Source organism: Methylobacterium sp. D54C, from assembly GCF_053345595.1.
This window is the reverse complement of sequence record NZ_JBKFAK010000002.1, coordinates 400,489-414,675: the sequence shown is the minus strand read 5'-3', so window position 1 is coordinate 414,675 and position 14,187 is coordinate 400,489. Positions and strand designations below refer to the sequence as shown.

15 protein-coding genes and 1 pseudogene are annotated in these 14,187 nt (G+C 72.3%); 10 read left to right on the top strand and 6 right to left on the bottom strand.

Features of this window, described 5'->3' with window-relative positions:
* Window positions 1-7: 7 nt before the first annotated feature.
* Complete coding sequence (ccmD, locus tag ACLBYB_RS07320) at window positions 8-151, top strand: heme exporter protein CcmD (RefSeq protein WP_020090708.1); 144 nt, start codon at window positions 8-10, stop codon at window positions 149-151.
* Entirely contained in the window at window positions 148-762 is a 615-nt protein-coding gene (locus tag ACLBYB_RS07315; RefSeq protein WP_447698371.1) for a DsbE family thiol:disulfide interchange protein, read from the top strand. Before ccmD ends, ACLBYB_RS07315 begins: the two co-directional genes overlap by 4 nt.
* Before the next feature lie 3 nt (window positions 763-765).
* Here the strand turns inward: ACLBYB_RS07315 and ACLBYB_RS07310 are convergent, their stop codons facing one another.
* On the bottom strand, window positions 766-1,380 hold the full coding sequence (locus tag ACLBYB_RS07310) for a septation protein A (protein ID WP_447698370.1): 615 nt from the start codon (window positions 1,378-1,380) through the stop codon (window positions 766-768).
* 87 nt (window positions 1,381-1,467) lie between these two features.
* Here ACLBYB_RS07310 and ACLBYB_RS07305 point away from each other — a divergent pair, with 87 nt between their 5' ends.
* Both ACLBYB_RS07305 and ACLBYB_RS07300 read left to right on the top strand, forming a co-directional pair.
* Complete coding sequence (locus ACLBYB_RS07305; RefSeq protein ID WP_042674895.1) at window positions 1,468-1,728, top strand: type II toxin-antitoxin system VapB family antitoxin; 261 nt, start codon at window positions 1,468-1,470, stop codon at window positions 1,726-1,728.
* Window positions 1,725-2,111 (top strand): annotated as a pseudogene (locus tag ACLBYB_RS07300) (type II toxin-antitoxin system VapC family toxin). Before ACLBYB_RS07305 ends, ACLBYB_RS07300 begins: the two are co-directional and overlap by 4 nt.
* On the opposite strand, the gene ftsY reads toward ACLBYB_RS07300, so the two are convergent.
* Window positions 2,108-3,508: a signal recognition particle-docking protein FtsY gene (ftsY, locus tag ACLBYB_RS07295; protein WP_447698369.1), complete on the bottom strand. Its 1,401-nt coding sequence runs from the start codon at window positions 3,506-3,508 to the stop codon at window positions 2,108-2,110. The pseudogene ACLBYB_RS07300 and the gene ftsY overlap by 4 nt on opposite strands.
* A gap of 57 nt (window positions 3,509-3,565) precedes the next feature.
* Between ftsY and ACLBYB_RS07290 the strand changes: the two genes are divergently transcribed.
* A complete protein-coding gene (locus ACLBYB_RS07290) occupies window positions 3,566-4,240 on the top strand; it encodes an RluA family pseudouridine synthase (RefSeq protein ID WP_447698368.1) in 675 nt (224 codons plus the stop codon).
* Between the two features lie 182 nt (window positions 4,241-4,422).
* On the opposite strand, the gene mtaB is transcribed toward ACLBYB_RS07290, so the two are convergent.
* Window positions 4,423-5,649, bottom strand: a complete 1,227-nt coding sequence (gene mtaB / locus ACLBYB_RS07285; RefSeq protein WP_447698367.1) for a tRNA (N(6)-L-threonylcarbamoyladenosine(37)-C(2))-methylthiotransferase MtaB — start codon at window positions 5,647-5,649, stop codon at window positions 4,423-4,425.
* On the bottom strand, window positions 5,649-6,536 hold the full coding sequence (gene dapF / locus ACLBYB_RS07280; protein ID WP_447698366.1) for a diaminopimelate epimerase: 888 nt from the start codon (window positions 6,534-6,536) through the stop codon (window positions 5,649-5,651). Before dapF ends, mtaB begins: the two co-directional genes overlap by 1 nt.
* Before the next feature lie 195 nt (window positions 6,537-6,731).
* Here dapF and ACLBYB_RS07275 point away from each other — a divergent pair, with 195 nt between their 5' ends.
* The 5 genes from ACLBYB_RS07275 (at window position 6,732) to tam (ending at window position 11,083) form a co-directional block, all read left to right on the top strand.
* Window positions 6,732-7,499 carry a GyrI-like domain-containing protein gene (locus ACLBYB_RS07275; protein WP_091679256.1) on the top strand — a complete coding sequence of 256 codons (768 nt, stop codon included), beginning with the start codon at window positions 6,732-6,734 and terminating at the stop codon, window positions 7,497-7,499.
* A gap of 161 nt (window positions 7,500-7,660) precedes the next feature.
* Window positions 7,661-8,422, top strand: a complete 762-nt coding sequence (locus ACLBYB_RS07270; RefSeq protein ID WP_042674887.1) for an endonuclease III domain-containing protein — start codon at window positions 7,661-7,663, stop codon at window positions 8,420-8,422.
* 93 nt (window positions 8,423-8,515) lie between these two features.
* Window positions 8,516-9,580, top strand: a complete 1,065-nt coding sequence (gene trpS / locus ACLBYB_RS07265) for a tryptophan--tRNA ligase (RefSeq protein ID WP_103986131.1) — start codon at window positions 8,516-8,518, stop codon at window positions 9,578-9,580.
* Window positions 9,577-10,278 carry a haloacid dehalogenase type II gene (locus ACLBYB_RS07260; protein ID WP_091925528.1) on the top strand — a complete coding sequence of 234 codons (702 nt, stop codon included), beginning with the start codon at window positions 9,577-9,579 and terminating at the stop codon, window positions 10,276-10,278. The genes trpS and ACLBYB_RS07260 overlap by 4 nt, the downstream gene beginning before the upstream one ends.
* A 22-nt stretch (window positions 10,279-10,300) precedes the next feature.
* Window positions 10,301-11,083: a trans-aconitate 2-methyltransferase gene (gene tam / locus ACLBYB_RS07255; RefSeq protein WP_447698365.1), complete on the top strand. Its 783-nt coding sequence runs from the start codon at window positions 10,301-10,303 to the stop codon at window positions 11,081-11,083.
* 21 nt (window positions 11,084-11,104) lie between these two features.
* On the opposite strand, the gene ACLBYB_RS07250 is transcribed toward tam, so the two are convergent.
* Window positions 11,105-13,180 carry a methyl-accepting chemotaxis protein gene (locus ACLBYB_RS07250; RefSeq protein WP_447698364.1) on the bottom strand — a complete coding sequence of 692 codons (2,076 nt, stop codon included), beginning with the start codon at window positions 13,178-13,180 and terminating at the stop codon, window positions 11,105-11,107.
* A 223-nt stretch (window positions 13,181-13,403) separates the two neighbouring features.
* Window positions 13,404-14,057 (bottom strand): pyridoxamine 5'-phosphate oxidase family protein, encoded by a 654-nt coding sequence (locus ACLBYB_RS07245; RefSeq protein WP_020090721.1) that lies wholly within the window; start codon window positions 14,055-14,057, stop codon window positions 13,404-13,406.
* Window positions 14,058-14,187 lie beyond the last annotated feature (130 nt).

Sequence of the window (14,187 nt, the reverse complement as noted above, 5' to 3'; positions counted from 1 at the left end):
GACCGCGATGGATCTCGGGTCTCACGGCGGCTTCATCCTGGCCGCCTACGCGTTCACGGCGGTGGTGATGGTCGCCCTCGTGGGCAACGCCCTGCGCGACCGACGGGCGCAGCGGCGCGCCCTCAGGGGCTTCGGCGAGGACCGGCGATGAGCGCGCCCCTCGACGACACCGCCGGCCGGACACCGCCGGTCCGCCGCTCGCTGCTGCTGATCCTGCCGGCGCTCGTCTTCGCGGCGCTCGCCGCCGTGCTGTTCCTGCGCCTGCGCTCCGGCGCCGACCCGGCCGCCCTCCCCTCCGCGATGATCGGCAAGCCGGTCCCGCGCTTCGACCTGCCCGCCGTGCCGGGGCTGATCGCCAACGGCGCACCCGTGCCCGGCCTGTCGAGCGCGGACCTCAAGGGCCAGATCACGGTGCTCAACGTCTTCGCCTCGTGGTGCGCGCCCTGCCAGGTGGAGCACCCGATGCTGATGCGGCTGGCGAAGGAGCCCGGCATCCGGCTCGTGGGGATCGACTACAAAGAGCCGAACCCCGAGGCCGGCCAGCGCTTCCTGACCCGGCACGGCGTCCCGTTCAGCGCGGTGGGGGCCGATGCCGGCGGCCGCGCGGCGATCGATTTCGGCGTCTACGGCGTGCCCGAGACCTTCATCATCGGGCCCGACGGCGTGATCCGCGACAAGCTGGTCGGCATCCTCACGCCGGAGAATTTTTCCAGCGTGCTCGCGCGCATCCGCGCCGCTGGGAAGGTGGCGGCGGCGCAGTAAGTATCACGCCTCCGGCTGCGCCTTCTTGCGCTCGTAGCGGGTGAGCAGCGGCGTCTGCGCGAGGGCGAACAGCACGGTGATCGGCATGATGCCGAACACCTTGAAGTTGACCCAGAAATCCTCCGTCTGGGTCCGCCAGACCAGCTCGTTGAGCGCGGCCAGCACGAAGAAGAACACGCCCCAGCGGAAGGTGAGCTTCCGCCAGCCCTCGTCGGTGAGGCTGAACATCGAGTCGAGCACCACCGACAGCAGCGAGCGCCCGAAGACGAGGCCGCCGAGCAGCACGGTACCGAACAGGGCGTTCACGATGGTCGGCTTGACCATGATGAAGGTCTTGTCCTGCAGCGCCAGGGTCAGGCCGCCGAACACCACCACCACCACGCCGGACACGAGTGGCATGATCGGCAGGCGGCGCACCATTACGTAGTGAATCGCCAGAGCCGCCACGGTCGCCGCGATGAAAACGCCCGTGGCCACGAACAGCTTCTGGTCCGGGGCGACGCCGAACTTCTCGGAATAGGCGTTGCCGAGGAAGAACAGCACCAGCGGCCCGAGTTCCAGCGCCAGCTTCACGAGCGGCGGCAGGTGGCGGTGCGGGGGGACGGATTCGATCTGCATACGCTCGGTTGGCTCGGCTGCGGCGCTCACGGTAGGCTGGGAGCGTCGGACGGGATTCGCCGGGGTGTGTGTAACGCGGAGCGGGCGATGTCCATCACGATCGAGAATGCCGAGATCGAGGCGCTCCTGGCCGACCTCGCGGAAACCACCCGGCGGCCGGCGCCGGATCTGCTGCTGGACCTGCTGCGGCGGGAGCGGGAGCGGATCAACGACGAGGCGGCGCGGCGCATCGCCGAAGGGCTGGCCGCCGATGAGGCGATGCGCCGTCGCCTCAACGCGAGCCCGCTCGTGGACGCGCGTCCGATCGACGAGATCCTCGCCTACGACGAACACGGTCTGCCAGTGTGATCGTCGTCGATTCTTCGGCCTTCTTGGCGATACGTTTCGATGAGCCGGAAGCCGACGATTTCTCCCGTGCTATTGCCCGCGCAGACGGGATCGCGATGGCGGCAGCGACCTACCTCGAGTGTGCGATCGTGGCGATGCGCGCGGCGGACGGTCGTGCGGCGCTCGACGCGTGGATCGGGGCGCGACGCATATCGGTCGTGCCGGTCAATTAAGCGCTCGCGCAGATGGCCGCCGACGCTTTCGCCCGCTACGGCAAGGGTCGGCACCCGGCCGGGCTGAACTTCGGCGACTGCTTCGCCTACGCGCTCGCCCGGTCGCTGAACGCGCCGCTCCTGTTCAAGGGCGAAGACTTCGCCCGCACCGACGTGCTGCGCGCCGCCTAATCCTTCTCCAGCCCGGCGATCGCCCGGGCGAAGTCGCGGGCCGCGAAGGGCTCCAGATCCTCCACGCCCTCGCCGACGCCGATGAAGTGCACCGGCAGGCCGAACTTCGCCGCCAGTGCCACCAGGATGCCGCCCCGGGCGGTGCCGTCGAGCTTGGTCATCACCAGGCCCGAGACCGGCGCGGCCTGCGAGAACAGCTCCACTTGGCTGAGCGCGTTCTGGCCGACCGTGGCGTCGAGGACGAGGAGCGTGGCGTGCGGCGCCTCCGGGTCCTGCTTGCGCAGCACGCGGACGATCTTCTCCAGCTCGGCCATCAGGCCGGCCTTGTTCTGGAGCCGGCCGGCGGTGTCGATCAGCAGCACGTCGGTGCCGGCGGCGCCCGCCTGCTTCAGGGCGTCGAAGGCGAGGCCCGCCGCGTCCGCCCCCTGCGCGCCGCTCACCACCGGCGTGCCGGTGCGCGCACCCCAGACCTTGAGCTGGTCGATCGCCGCCGCGCGGAAGGTGTCGCCGGCCGCGAGCATCACGGTGCGCCCCTCCGCCCGGAGCTTCGAGGCGAGCTTGCCGAGCGTCGTGGTCTTGCCGGCGCCGTTCACGCCGACCGTCAGGATCACGAAGGGCTTCCGGGCGGCGTCGATCGTCAGCGGCACCGCCACGGGCTCCAGCGCCCGCTCCACCTCCGCGGCCAGGATCGCCCGGACCTCGTCGGGCGAGATGCCCTTCTCGTAGCGGCCCTTGCCGACGGCCTCCGAGACCCGCATCGCGGTCTCCAGGCCGAAATCGGCCTGGATCAAGGCGTCCTCCAGATCCTCAAGGGTCGTGGCGTCGAGCTTGCGCTTGGTGAACAGCCCCGTGACCCGGTCGGACAGCGCCGACGAGGTCCGCTTCATCCCGGAGGTGAGGCGGCTCCACCAGCCCTTGGCCTCCGGCTCGCGGTCCGGCCCGGCGCCTGCGTCGTGCGCGAGGGCCGCGGCGCTGTCGACCGGCTGGATGTCGGGCTGGGAATCGGGTTGAATCTCGGGCTGCATTTCGGCAGCCGGCTCCACCACCGGCTCGCGGTTCATATCACCCGTATCGACCGGGTCGGCGCCGTGCGCGGGATCGTCACCGGCGGTGCCGGCCGGCGGACGCTCCGGCTCGCCCTCCACGGGCAGCAGGTCCGCGCCCTCGACCGCGTCCGGGACCGGCTCCCCGGTCTCCTCGGGCGGCAGCGGGACGTGCGTGACATCTTCCGCGGCGGTGGCGAAGTCCGGCTCCCCCTCGGAGGGCGAGGCCGCCCCGGCCGGAAGCTCGGCCTCGGGCTTGTCCTCGGCCTGATCCTCGGCTCTGTCCTCGGGCGCGGGCTGGCCTTTGCGCCCGAACAGGCGTCCGAACCAGCCGGGCTTCTCCTCGCTCGCCATGAAATCGCGTCCTCGCCCCACCTTGCCCCGCCGACACCGACCCTCTAGCCGATCCGGATGTCCAACGCCTTCGACATAGGCGCGCGCCTCCTCTACCGCGATGCCCTGCTGCTCGTCATCGACAAGCCGGCGGGTCTGCCGGTCCATCCAGGCCCCCGCGGCGGCGAGACGCTCACCGACCACCTCGACGCGCTCCGGTTCGGCCTTCCCCGCCGGCCGGAGGCCGCGCACCGGCTCGACCGCGACACCTCCGGCTGCCTCGCGCTGGGCCGCCACGCCAAGGCTCTGGCGCGGCTCGGGAAGCTCTTCTCCGGCAGCGCCGTCGACAAGACCTACTGGGCGATCGTGGCCGGCGATCCCGCCGAGGAGGAAGGCAGCATCGACCTGGCGCTGGCCCGCCGCTCGGACGATCCGCGCTCGTGGTGGATGAAGGCCGACCCCGCGGGGGACCCGTCGCTGACGCACTGGCGGGTGCTCGGCCGCGCCGGCGGGCGGACCTGGCTGGAGCTGAAGCCGGTCACCGGCCGGACCCACCAGCTCCGGGTGCACTGCGCCGCCTCCGGCTGGCCGATCCTGGGCGACGCGGTCTACGGCGGCGCGCCCCGCGGGAGCGCGCTGCACCTCCACGCGCGGGCGCTGTCGATCCCGCTTTATCCTAAACGGGAGGCCATCACGGTGACGGCGCCGCCCCCACCGCACATCGCCGAAGCCGTGGCGACGATGGGCGCGTGAGCCTCGCATCATCGCGAGCGCAGCGAAGCGACCCAGGGCAGCGCGACATCGGGAGACCTGGCGCCGCTGGATTGCTTCGCTCCGCTCGCAAAGACGGCGGCGGGCACGATTGAACATGCGCCTGGACCGCATCCGTCCTTTCGGGGCCGGCACGGAGCGTGACAGGCCAGGAAGACCGGGCGCTAGGCGCCGATCAGCCGCGCCCCGTCGTGCCCGGCGATGGCGATGCTGTGGAACGTCCCGGGCGCCTCATCGGCCGCCAGCCGCACGGCCGTGAAATCCACACTCCGCCCGACGCCGCCTCGCTCGGCCAGGACCGTCAGGCGGCGCCCGACCTGCGCGTCGAGGTGCCGCCGCAGGGCACCCGCACCCGCCTCGCGCAGCCGCGCCGCCCGCGCACGGATCACGTCCGGCGCAACCGGCGGCATGCGCGCGGCCGGCGTCCCGGGACGTGGGGAATAGGGGAAGACGTGCAGGTGCGTCAGGCCGCACTCCGCCACGAGGTCGAGGGAGCGGGCGAACTGCGCCTCCGTCTCGGTCGGGAAGCCCGCGATCAGGTCGGCGCCGAGCACGATGTCGGGTCGCAGCCGCCGCACCGTCTCGCAGAAGCGGATCGCGTCGGCGCGCAGGTGCCGGCGCTTCATGCGCTTGAGGATCAGGTCGTCGCCGGCCTGCAGCGACAGGTGGAGGTGCGGCATGAGCCGCTCCTCCTCGGCGATCGCCGCCATCAGGGCGTCGTCGGCCTCGACGGAATCGATCGAGGACAGTCGCAGGCGCGCGAGGTCGGGGACCGCCCGGAGGATCGCCCGCACGAGGCCGCCGAGGGACGGGGCCGGGCCGGGGAGGTCGCGGCCGTAGGCGGTGAGGTCGACGCCGGTCAGCACCACCTCGCGCCCGCCCCGGGCCACGAGGGTCTCGACCTGCGCGATCACGTCCGCCTCCGGCACCGAGCGGGAGACACCCCGCCCGAACGGGATCACGCAGAAGGTGCAGCGGTGGTCGCAGCCGTTCTGCACGGGCACGAAGGCGCGGGTGTGCCCGGCGACCGCCTCGACCCGCGTCGGCTCGGCCGTTCGCGCCGCCATGACGGCGCCCGGGCCGGTCGCGGCCGCCGACCAGCCCTCCGGCCGCAGCTTCTCGGCGTTGCCGACGAGGCGCGCGACCTCCGGCATGGCCGCGTAGGCCTCCGTCTCGACCTCGGCGCCGCAGCCGGTGACGACGATCTCGGCGCCGGGCCGCTCCCGGGCGATGCGCCGGATCGCCTTGCGGGCCTGCCGCCCGGCCTCGGCGGTCACCGCGCAGGTGTTCACCACCACCCGGTCGCGCCCGTCCGCAGCCGCGTGGGCCCGCAGGGCCTCGGACTCGACGGTGTTGAGGCGGCAGCCGAAGGTGAGGGTCTCGACCGCCATCAGGCCGCGCTGTCGAACAGCTCCGGCGCCAGGGTCCCCTCGGCGACGAGCGCGACCGGACCGGTCATCAGGACGTGGTCGTCGGCGCGCCACTCGACGAACAGCTCGCCGCCCGGCAGCGCGACGCTGGCCTGCCGGCCGATCATCCGCAGGCGCGAGGCGGCCACCACGGTGGCGCAGGCGGCGGTGCCGCAGGCGAGCGTTAGCCCGGCCCCCCGCTCCCAGACGCGGAGCTTGATCGTCTCGCGGCCCGTCACCTGCGCCACCGAGATGTTGGCGCGCTCCGGGAACAGCGGGTGGTTCTCCAGCATCGGGCCGATCCGGGCGAGGTCGAAGCTGTCCGGATCCTGCTCCACGAAGAACACCGCGTGCGGGTTGCCCATGTTCACGGCGCCCGGCGAGTGCAGGATCGGGTCGTCGATCGGGCCGATCTGCAGCTCGATCCGCCGGGTGTCGGGGAACGGCTCGGACAGGGGGATCTCGTCCCAGGCGAGCCGCGGCCGGCCCATATCGACCGTGAAGGCGCGCTCCGAGACGCGGCGCACTCCGAGCAGGCCGGCCTTGGTCTCCAGGGTGAGCCGGCCGCCCTCGGCCGGCCGCGCCATGGCCGGGTCGTCGAGCATCGCGTAGGCGACGCAGCGCGTGCCGTTGCCACAGGCGCCCGATTCCGAACCGTCGGTGTTGTAGATGCGCATGAACGCGTCCGTGCCCTGGCTCACGGGATCGTGCAGGACCATCAGCTGATCGAAGGTCGAGCCGGGATCCTGGGCGATCGCCCGCGCCTCCTCGGGCCGGACTTTCGCCGCGGAGCCGCGCAGGTCCAGCACCACGATCGCGTTGCCGGCGCCGTGCATCTTCAGGAAGCGTCTGTGGGCGAGTGCGCTCATGCGGTCCCGCGGTTGGAGGAAGGCGCGGGCTATATCGCAAAAGCCGCTGCCCGGCGCGAGGGGTGCCACGGCGTGGCAGATGCGCCGCACCCGCGGCTCTCGTCCGCGGCGCCCTCGCGGGCCGTCCCGTTCGCCACTAGGTTACGCCGCGGGAGCCCGAGCGATCATCCGCGGGCCTCGACCGGAGCGCCCTACGTGATCCGCCTTCGTCCGCTCGTCGCCCTCTCGGCCGCCCTCGTGCTCGCGTCGGCCGGCCCGATCGCCGCCCAGCAGCAGCCCGCGCCGCCGCCCTCCACGGCGCCCGCGCCGGCCCAGACGAACCCGCTGCCGACCACGACCGCGCCGAACCCGGTCGCCGACCCGGACAAGAGCGCGGCCCCGGCCCCGCAGCAATCGGTGGCGCCCCCGCCCGCGGGCCAGTCTGCGGCGGGAACGCCCCCGGCCACGAGCACGGGGACACCCGGCCGGCCCACGCTCATCGAGAAGGCCGGCGAGCCCGGCGACGTCGACGAGGTCACCCTCCCGGCCAAGCCCGCCGCGATCCTGTCCGGCAAGACCAAGTGGGAGGAGGCCGTGCCGAACCTGAAGCAGGCCTTCGCGCGGATCGAGGCCGACCTCGCCAAGCTCGGCGTCGCGCCGGCCGGCCGGCCGCTCGCGGTCTTCACCCGCACGGACGACGACGGCTTCGAGTTCGAGGCGATGGTCCCGGTGGCGGCCGCGCCGAGCCCGGCACCGGCCGAGACCGACGGCCTGCGCTTCGGCACGACGCCCTCCGGCAAGGCGCTGCGCTTCGCCCACAAGGGCTCCTACGAGTCGATCGACAGCACCTACGAGACGCTGACCGCCTACCTCGATGCCAAGGACATCGTCGTGCAGGACCGGTTCGTGGAGGAGTACGCCACCGACCTCAAGGACAGCACCGACGACAGCCTCGACGTGAACATCTACGCGCTGGTGAAGTAGGCGAGCGCGGGCCGGCGGCGGCGCCCTTCGGTCGCGACGACCGCCTCGGAATCGAGCGCGCCCTGCTCTCCGCTGGAAGCGCGCGGACCCGACGATGCGGACAGATCGCCGCTGCCTCGTACCGGCAGGAACAGGGGCGGCGGCTGACGGATTCGCCCGACATGCCCGCCGCCGACCTCAGATCCGCGACCGTCCCGCGTTCACGCCGCAAGGCGGTCCCCGCCGTCGCGGATCCGGCGCTGGCCGAGAAGGCGCTCGCCGTCCACGCGCGGCTCTGCCCGGTCTACGGCTGCCCGATCCCTTACTTCCACAGCCTCGATCCGGTCAGCGAGCTCGTCTCGTCGCTCCTGTCGCACCGGACCCGCAATGCCGAATCCGGCCGGGCCTTCAAGGCGCTGCGGGCGCGCTTCCCCGACTGGGACGCGGTGCTCGACGCGGACGTGCCGGAGATCGAGGCCGCCATCGCGGGCGTGACTTGGCCGGAGCTGAAGGCGCCGCGTATCCGCGACGTGCTCCGCGCCCTGCGCGACCGGCACGGCAGCCTCGACCTCGCCTTCCTGGCCGACATGGAGGTCGAGGCGGCGCGGGAATGGCTGCAGGCGATCCCGGGCGTCGGGCCGAAGACCAGCGCGGCGGTCCTGTCCTTCTCCACCCTGCGGATGCCGGCGCTGCCGGTCGACAGCCACCATCACCGGGTCGCCCAGCGTCTCGGGCTGATCGGCAGGCGGGTCGATGTCGGCCCGTCGCACCCGATCCTGCGGGCGCAGCTCCCCGCGGACTGGAGCGCGCAGGACCTCTACGACAATCACGAGATCCTGATGCTGCACGGGCAGAAGGTCTGCCATCATCATCGCCCGGCCTGCGGGCGCTGCGTCCTGGTCGACCTCTGCCCCAGCGCGAAGCTGCCCACGCGGGAGCCGTGAGCGCGTCCTTGACCATTCCGGCCTACGGGTGCGAGTAACCGCGCGCCCGGACGGCGCGGAGCCCCGGTCTTCCCTCGCTCAGGATCGGCGCCGATGGCCGCGTTCACCGAATTGGTCTTCTCGGGCGTCCAGCCCACCGGCAACCTGCACCTCGGCAACTATCTCGGGGCGGTGAAGCGCTTCGTGGAGATGCAGGACCGCGACGCGCAGTGCCTGTACTGCGTCGTCGACCTGCACGCGATCACCGTCTGGCAGGATCCCGAGGCCCTGCGCGGCCAGATCCGCGAGGTCACGGCCGCCTTCCTCGCCGCCGGCATCGATCCGAAGCGTTCGATCGTGTTCAACCAGAGCCAGGTGCCGCAGCACGCCGAGCTCGCCTGGGTGTTCAACTGCGTCGCCCGTCTCGGTTGGCTGAACCGCATGACCCAGTTCAAGGAGAAGGCCGGCAAGGACCGGGAGAACGCCTCGATCGGCCTCTACGACTACCCGGTGCTGATGGCGGCCGACATCCTGGCCTACCGGGCGACCCATGTGCCGGTCGGCGAGGACCAGAAGCAGCACCTGGAGCTGACCCGGGACATCGCCCAGAAGTTCAACACCGACTTCTCGGGGTCGATCACGGCGCACGGCCACGGCGACGCGTTCTTCCCGATCACCGAGCCGCTGATCGGCGGCCCGGCCGCCCGGGTCATGTCGCTGCGCGACGGCACCAAGAAGATGTCGAAGTCGGACCCGTCCGACAACGCCCGCATCAACCTCACGGACGACGCGGACGCCATCGCTCAGAAGATCCGCCGGGCCAAGACCGATCCCGAGCCCCTGCCCTCCGAGGTGGCGGGCCTGAAGGAGCGGCCGGAGGCCGACAACCTCGTGGGGATCTACGCGGCGCTCGCCGGGATCACCCGCGAGGACGTGCTGCGCGATTTCGGCGGGGCGCAGTTCTCGACCTTCAAGCCGGCGCTCGCCGACCTCGCGGTGACGAGTCTCGCGCCGATCGCCGAGGAGATGCGCCGCCTCACCGCCGATCCGGGCCATATCGACGCCGTGCTGGCCGACGGCGGCGCCCGGGCCGAGACCATCGCGGCGCAGACCCTCGACGCGGTCAAGGACATCGTCGGCTTCGTCCGGCGCGGTCCCAGCCTGCAGGCGGTGCGGTGACCGTCCGGGCGCTGGTCTTCGACGTCTTCGGGACGCTGGTCGACTGGCGCTCCGGCGTCGCCCGCGAGGCGGCGCGGCTGCTCGCGCCCGTCGCGCCGGACCTCGATGCCGGCGCCTTCGCGGACGCGTGGCGGGCCCGCTACAACCCGTCGATGGAGACGGTGCGCTCCGGCGCCCGACCCTACGTCGACCTCGACACGCTCCAGGCCGAGTCGCTGCCCGGCGTGCTGGCGCAGTTCGGCATCGCGGGCGTCTCCGAGGCCGTGCGGGGCGAGCTTGTCCAGGCATGGCACCGGCTCGACGCGTGGCCCGAGGTGCCGGACGCGCTGCGACGCCTGCGCGAGAAGCACCTCCTGGCACCGAACTCAAACGGGCATGTCCGGCTGATGGCCGACCTCGCCCGCCGCAACGGCCTGATCTTCGACGCGGTGCTCGGCGCCGGCTATTCCCGCGACTACAAGCCGAAGCCGGCGCTCTACCGCGACGCGGTCGCGGCCTTCGGCTTCGCGGCCGGCGAGACCATGATGGTCGCCGCCCACTCGAACGATCTCGCGGCGGCCGCCAGCCACGGGCTCGCCACCGCCCACATCGCCCGCCCGCACGAGCACGGCCCGGCCGGCGGCGAGACCGCGCCGACGGTGCCGGTCACCCACGCGGCGCGGGATCTCGCGGATCTCGCCGACCGGCTCGGCTGCTGACGGATCGATACGGGAGGGTGTGATGGCCGACTGGAACCCCGCCCTCTACACCCGCTTCGAGGACGAGCGGACCCGCCCCGCCGCCGAGCTCTTCGCCCGCGTGCCCCTCGACGCACCGCGGCTCGCCGTCGATCTCGGCTGCGGGCCGGGCAATTCCACCGCGCTGATCGCGGCGCGCTTCCCCGACGCGGAGGTGATCGGCCTCGACACCTCCCCGGCGATGCTGGAGAGCGCCCGCGCCCGCCTGCCGGGCCTGTCCTTCGCGCTGGCCGACGCCGCGACCTGGATACCGGACCGGGCGCCGGACCTGATCTACACCAACGCCGTCCTGCAATGGCTGCCGGACCACGCGAGCCTGCTGCCGCGGCTGTTCGGTCTGCTCGCCCCGGGAGGCGTGCTCGCCGTGCAGATGCCCGACAACCTCGCCGAGCCGACCCATCGCCTGATGCGCGCGGTCGCGGCGGACGGTCCCTGGGCGGCCGCGATCGGCGATCCGGCCGTGGCCGGCCGCCTCGGACGGATGCTGGAACCCGCCGCCTACTACGACCTGCTGGCGCCGCGCGCCGCCGAGGTCGATGTCTGGCGCACCACCTACCACCACCGCATGGCGGACGCTGCCGCCATCGTGGACTGGGTCAGCGCGACCGGGCTCCGGCCGTTCCTCGACCCGCTGGATCCGGAGGAGCGGGCCGGCTTCCTGGCGGCCTACACCCGCGCGATCGACGCCGCCTACCCGCCGCGCAGCGACGGGCGGCGCCTGCTCGCCTTCCCGCGCGTGTTCATCGTCGCCCGCAAGGCGCCGTAGCGCGGGCCGGCACGGCGACCGTCAGGCCGCGCGCACCGTTCCGAGGAAGCGGCCGACCTCCGCCCGGAGATGCGCGGATTGCCGCGACAGGTCCGCGGACGATTCCAGCACCTGACCGGCGGCAGAGCCGGTCATGTCGGCGGCTTCGGCCACGCGGGCAATGTTCGTCGTCACCTCGCCCGTGCCGGCGGCGGCCTGGGTCACGTTGCGGACGATTTCCTGGGTTGCCGTGCCCTGCTGCTCGACCGCGGCCGCGATCGTCGTGGCCGCCCCGCTGATCTCGTCGACGCGCGTCGTGATGCTGCCGATCGCCGAGGCCGCCTGCTCGGTCGAGGCCTGGACGCGGGCGATCTGGCCCGCGATCTCCTCGGTGGCCCGTGCGGTCTGCTCGGCCAGCGCCTTCACCTCGGCGGCCACGACCGCGAAGCCCCGGCCGGCCTCGCCGGCGCGGGCCGCCTCGATGGTGGCGTTCAGGGCCAGCAGGTTGGTCTGGCCGGCGATGCCGCTGATCAGCGCCACAACATCACCGATCTTCATCACCGCCGCGCTCAGATCCTCCACCAGCCGCACCGTGCGCCCGGCCTCGTCGGCCGCGGCCCGCGCGAGTTGCGCGGATCCCTGGACCTGACGCCCGATCTCCTGCACCGAGCTGCCGAGCTCCTCGGCCGCCGAGGCCGCGGCCCGGACGTTGGCGGCGGCCTCCTCGGCCCCGGCCGCGACGGTGGTCGACTGGCCGGCGGTCTCCGACGCCGTGGCGGCCAGCGCCCCGGCCGTGGCCTGCAGCGCCGTGGCCGCGTCCGTGACCGTCGCGACGATGCCGCCGATGGCCTGCTCGAAGCTGTTCGCCAGGTCCGCGGTCACCCGCTTGCGGTCCCGGTCGGCCGCCGCCTGAGCCTCCGCCCGCGTCCGCGCGTCGGCCTCCGCCTGCGCCCGCAGGCCGTCGCGCAGCTTCAGCACGGCACGCCCGACCAGTCCGACCTCGTCGCGCCGCCGCGCCTCGCGCACATCCGCCCCGTAATCGCCCGCGGCCATGTCGCCGATGGTCCGGCCGAGGCCGCGGATCGGCGCCCCGACGAGACGGTGCAGCGCGCCGAAGACGGCCGCGCACCCGATCAGCACGCAGAGGACCGAGATGCCGATCAGCGTCGCGCGCGCCCGATCGGCGGCGGCCGTGAGCGTCGCCACCGGCACCGCGACGACGATCGCCCAGCGGTCGGGCGTCTCGCCCGCCTGGATATGCTGCGCCATGTAGCGCCACGGCGCCCCGTCCGGGCCCGGCGCGTCGGTCACCACCACGGCTCCCGCCGCGATCGCCTGCCGGGCCGCGTCGGCCGCCGACGCGTCGAAGCCGTGCATCGGCTTCCCGGCCGCCGCGCCGGTCGGATGCGCGACGGTCGTTCCGTTAGCCGAGACCACGGCGAGGTAGCCGGTCCCGAACGGCCTCACCGCCCCGAGGGCGGCATTCAGGGACCCGAGATCGATGTCGACGCCGGCGGTGCCGCGATACGTGCCGCCCACGGTGATCGGTGCGCCGAACGACATCATGACGACGTCCTTCCCGGCCACCGGGTAGATGTAGGGTTCGATGGCGACCAAGCGGTTCAGCCGCTTCGGCCGGAGGTAATAGGCACCGTCCGGCTCGGCCTCGTAGCCCGTGAGGACCTCGCGCTTGATCGTGCCGCTCCCGCGGTTCCAGTAAGGCATGAAGCGGCCGCTCGCGTCCGAGGAGGCCGTGCCGGCGAACGCGCGGTCGCGCCCGTCCAGGGCGTCCGGCTCCCAGCCCGTCCAGGTCGCGATCAGCTCGGGGTTGGCGCGCAGAAGCTCGCGCAGCAGCGCGTCGTAGATGTCCCGGTCCTGGATGCGGCCGGCGCGCAGGGCCGACGCGGAGGCCGCGATGCTCTCGGCAGTCTTGGCCGCTACCGCGAGGCGGAAGCGGACCTCGCGCGCCTCGTTCGACAGCGTCTCCGACTGTATCTCTGCGGCCTGCTCATCGAAGGACGCGTCGATTCGGCGGGCGAGAAAAGTCGTCCCACCCGCGAACACCGCAGCGATCAGGATGCTGCAGATCAATGCGACGCGCAGCGGGAGCGAAACCATGGTCTTAACGGTCCGAGCAAAGATGCGATCGGCGAAATCTGCACGAAATTTATGGCTCGGCACTCACATCGTCAAGAATTTTTTAGACTATGAAGCTATATAGCACAGAAATTTTTGCTTTATTAATATTTTGTACGGCAGATTTATACTCGGAAAAATCTAATTGACGTAAATTGAGTTCCGGACCGGCCGCCCGGGACTGCGGGGCGGCCGGAATGGACGATCAGGCCTCGCCGCGGGCCATCAGGGCCTCGTACTCCGCGACTTCCAGCCGGCCCTCCTGGGCGACGCGGGCCTTGTCGGCATCGCTGATCACGTCGCCCGCGAGGTCGAGGCGCTTCCAGGCGGCGAGCGGGGTCTCGCGGCCGGGACGCGGCACGTACTTGTTCTGCTCGAGCTTCTGATACTTGTGGATGTAGCGCGGGCAGTTGATCCAGATCTTCGTCACCGCGACCTTCACCAGGTACTTGGCCTCGGTGTACGCGGCCAAGAGGGCGTCGTCGCGCAGCAGCGTCGCGTGGCCCTGGACGCGGATCCGGTGGGGCGTCTCGAAGTCGATGAACAGCAGGCCGACCTTGGCCTGCCCCTCGATGTTGCCCATCGAGTAGAACATGCCGTTGCCGTCGAAGCCCGGGAAGACGAGCGTCTTGTCGTCGAGCACCTTCACGAAGCCCGTGGGACCGCCCTTGTAGGAGACCGTCGGCATGCCGTCCGGGTCGACGGTCGAGAGGAAGAACATGTCGCGGGAGCCGATGAAGGCGGCCTCGTCCGGCTGGACGGTCTCGTGGACCCAGTCCTCGTCGAGACGCACGGCGAGCTTGGTGGTGCCGAACTCCTCCTGCAGCGCCCGGTGCGCGTCGGAATAGAGCGATGCCATGCGTGTCCTCTCCGCTTGCCGGTCCTCGTACGCGCGGGACCGCTGGCGGGCTTATGGCCGGGACACCCCGTGTCGGGCAACCCGGAACGCGAAGGGCCGGCCACGCCTCCGCGTGACCGGCCCCGCGCGT

Bases quoted from the DNA above. Each gene is read 5' to 3' on its own strand.
- ccmD (WP_020090708.1), top strand. From the start codon at position 8: ATGGATCTCGGGTCTCACGGCGGCTTCATCCTGGCCGCCTACGCGTTC.
- ACLBYB_RS07315 (WP_447698371.1), top strand. From the start codon at position 148: ATGAGCGCGCCCCTCGACGACACCGCCGGCCGGACACCGCCGGTCCGC.
- ACLBYB_RS07310 (WP_447698370.1), bottom strand. From the start codon at position 1,380: ATGCAGATCGAATCCGTCCCCCCGCACCGCCACCTGCCGCCGCTCGTG.
- ACLBYB_RS07305 (WP_042674895.1), top strand. From the start codon at position 1,468: ATGTCCATCACGATCGAGAATGCCGAGATCGAGGCGCTCCTGGCCGAC.
- ftsY (WP_447698369.1), bottom strand. From the start codon at position 3,508: ATGGCGAGCGAGGAGAAGCCCGGCTGGTTCGGACGCCTGTTCGGGCGC.
- ACLBYB_RS07290 (WP_447698368.1), top strand. From the start codon at position 3,566: ATGTCCAACGCCTTCGACATAGGCGCGCGCCTCCTCTACCGCGATGCC.
- mtaB (WP_447698367.1), bottom strand. From the start codon at position 5,649: ATGGCGGTCGAGACCCTCACCTTCGGCTGCCGCCTCAACACCGTCGAG.
- dapF (WP_447698366.1), bottom strand. From the start codon at position 6,536: ATGAGCGCACTCGCCCACAGACGCTTCCTGAAGATGCACGGCGCCGGC.
- ACLBYB_RS07270 (WP_042674887.1), top strand. From the start codon at position 7,661: ATGCCCGCCGCCGACCTCAGATCCGCGACCGTCCCGCGTTCACGCCGC.
- trpS (WP_103986131.1), top strand. From the start codon at position 8,516: ATGGCCGCGTTCACCGAATTGGTCTTCTCGGGCGTCCAGCCCACCGGC.
- tam (WP_447698365.1), top strand. From the start codon at position 10,301: ATGGCCGACTGGAACCCCGCCCTCTACACCCGCTTCGAGGACGAGCGG.
- ACLBYB_RS07250 (WP_447698364.1), bottom strand. From the start codon at position 13,180: ATGGTTTCGCTCCCGCTGCGCGTCGCATTGATCTGCAGCATCCTGATC.
- ACLBYB_RS07245 (WP_020090721.1), bottom strand. From the start codon at position 14,057: ATGGCATCGCTCTATTCCGACGCGCACCGGGCGCTGCAGGAGGAGTTC.